3 protein-coding genes are annotated in these 1,985 nt (G+C 32.9%); 1 reads left to right on the plus strand and 2 read right to left on the minus strand.

Annotation, left to right across the window (positions count from 1 at the left end; translation table 11 throughout):
- Positions 1-296: 296 nt before the first annotated feature.
- A complete protein-coding gene (locus tag FTV43_RS15210) occupies positions 297-791 on the minus strand; it encodes an IS630 family transposase (protein WP_004781677.1) in 495 nt (164 codons plus the stop codon).
- A 47-nt stretch (positions 792-838) separates the two neighbouring features.
- On the minus strand, positions 839-1,144 hold the full coding sequence (locus FTV43_RS15215) for an IS630 transposase-related protein (protein ID WP_000122230.1): 306 nt from the start codon (positions 1,142-1,144) through the stop codon (positions 839-841).
- Between the two features lie 143 nt (positions 1,145-1,287).
- Here FTV43_RS15215 and FTV43_RS15220 point away from each other — a divergent pair, with 143 nt between their 5' ends.
- Entirely contained in the window at positions 1,288-1,875 is a 588-nt protein-coding gene (locus FTV43_RS15220; protein WP_257224131.1) for a hypothetical protein, read from the plus strand.
- The last annotated feature ends 110 nt before the right edge of the window (positions 1,876-1,985 follow it).

The following is a 1,985-nucleotide window of genomic DNA, read 5'->3' on the forward strand; positions in this document are numbered from 1 at the left end:
GGCAGTACTTTTATAATCATGAACGACCTCATATGTCAGTAAATGGTTGTCCACCTATTTTTAAACAATAACAAGGCTTTAGATTTTCTACCCATTAATTCAATTAAAAATGGGGGTATTACCGAATCAGCCCTCTACAGGAGAAAAAGAAATCTTTGTTTTAGATAAATTGAATGGAAAGCTCATTAAAACTAATAAATCTATATTAAATGAAAATAATCAATTGAGTACGTTACGCTTTTATACCTCTCAACCGACAGACTTTGTTGCTTTAGGCTTCGCGTCTTTATATATAGTCAAACTACTTTATTATTCATACAAGATTCGAAAAAAACTCGAAATAACTCATCGACTGAGTCGATCAACCATTCTTTACGCTTACGTTTAACCCATGCCCACATGTGTTCTATAGGATTTAAATCAGGGCTGTATGCAGGAAGCCAAAGAATTTTATGCCCTTGTTGTTCCAATAACTCCTGAATATCTGCTCTTTTATGAAATGCTGCATTATCCATAACCACTACACTATTTTCTGGTAATGCTGGTATGAGGAATTGCTCAATCCAAAAATGAAAAACATCTGAATTGATTTTGCAGTCAAATAAACCGACTGAAAATAACTTACCCTCATGGATTGCTCCAATGGCATTGGTCTGATTCTTTAATTGCCAATTATATTGCCCTAAACAGGGTACTCCTTTTCGTGAGTAGCCATGAGGTCTATAATCATGTGACTTAAAACCACTTTCATCCAGATAAATAATCGGATGGTTTTTTTCTAATTCATTCACTTGCAGAATAAATTTATCCCTAAGCTTTGTATCTGCTTTAGGATGGCTTAACGTCTTTTTTTAACTGTAATATTTAAGCGCTTTAATGCAGCACCAATAGATGAAACACCACAATTAAAACGTGCAGCACGTTCATATTGATAAGCATCAGGATACTTTTCAACATCTTCACGTAAAGCATCATCGTTAATTTTAGAAGGTTTACGTACACGAGTTTTTTTAATCTCTATACGTTTCTTCCATTCAACAATGGTATTTTTATTAATTTCAAATTGTGCAGCTACCGCTCGAATAGAATAACCTTCCTCAAGCTTAGCTAAAATTTTACGTCTAAAATGTTCTGAATAACTCATTGCACCATTGTATTGGTTTTATAATGATTTGACTATACACAACTGATCCAAGAATCGAATCTTGACAATATAGATGAACTAATGGATGAGGTCACGGAGATTAACTCTGAGGACGATGTATATGCTGAAGAGGAGGTTAAGTAATGAGTAATTTAGTTACAGTAATCTCAAAAATTTATGATGCCTCTGGGAAATATGTTATCAATTTAAACGTTAAATCGCGTTATAAAGGTTCATCAAGAGAAAATTCAAAAAAAACAGATAAAGAGGGATTATTTATATTTCAAGGTTCGCCTAATCGAACTGTAGAAATTTTGGCAAAGCCTCCTAATGCTAAAGATTATATTGTGATTAAAATGCTTAACTCATCTCTTGTTTCTTCTAGAAACAATCCTCTAAAAGTATTTTTACCTAAAAGCATAGAAGAATATCGGAAAGAAAAAATTACACCTAGCTCAAAAGGAATTGTCACAACTTTATTTAAAGTCATAGATTGTAATGAGAAAGTTTTAATTAATTTCCCTGTGAAATCTCGTCCCAAAGGAAGACAAAGTTCATTTGAACGTACGACAGATGAGCAAGGAATTGTAGAAGTACTTTCTTCACCCAATCGGGACATAGAAATTCTAGTTTTGAATTTGGAAGATAAATTTGTACTGAAAAGTACTATTAACTCAGAAAATGGCTCTCAAACACCGATCATAATTAAATTAGATGGTAATCCCCCCTAAAAATCATTGAGTTTAAAAGTAGAAAATCGAATAACCTTGATTTAAGGAGATTTTCTATGAAAACATCTAAGTATTCAGACAGCTTGATCATGAGTATCTTGAAGCAAGCT

It is taken from the genome of Acinetobacter sp. YH16053, assembly GCF_013417035.1.
Classification (GTDB): Bacteria; Pseudomonadota; Gammaproteobacteria; order Pseudomonadales; family Moraxellaceae; genus Acinetobacter; species Acinetobacter towneri.

What these genes read in the sequence shown, in the direction of transcription:
- FTV43_RS15215 (WP_000122230.1), bottom strand. Translation starts at nt 1,144, where the DNA reads ATGAGTTATTCAGAACATTTTAGACGTAAAATTTTAGCTAAGCTTGAG.
- FTV43_RS15220 (WP_257224131.1), top strand. Translation starts at nt 1,288, where the DNA reads ATGAGTAATTTAGTTACAGTAATCTCAAAAATTTATGATGCCTCTGGG.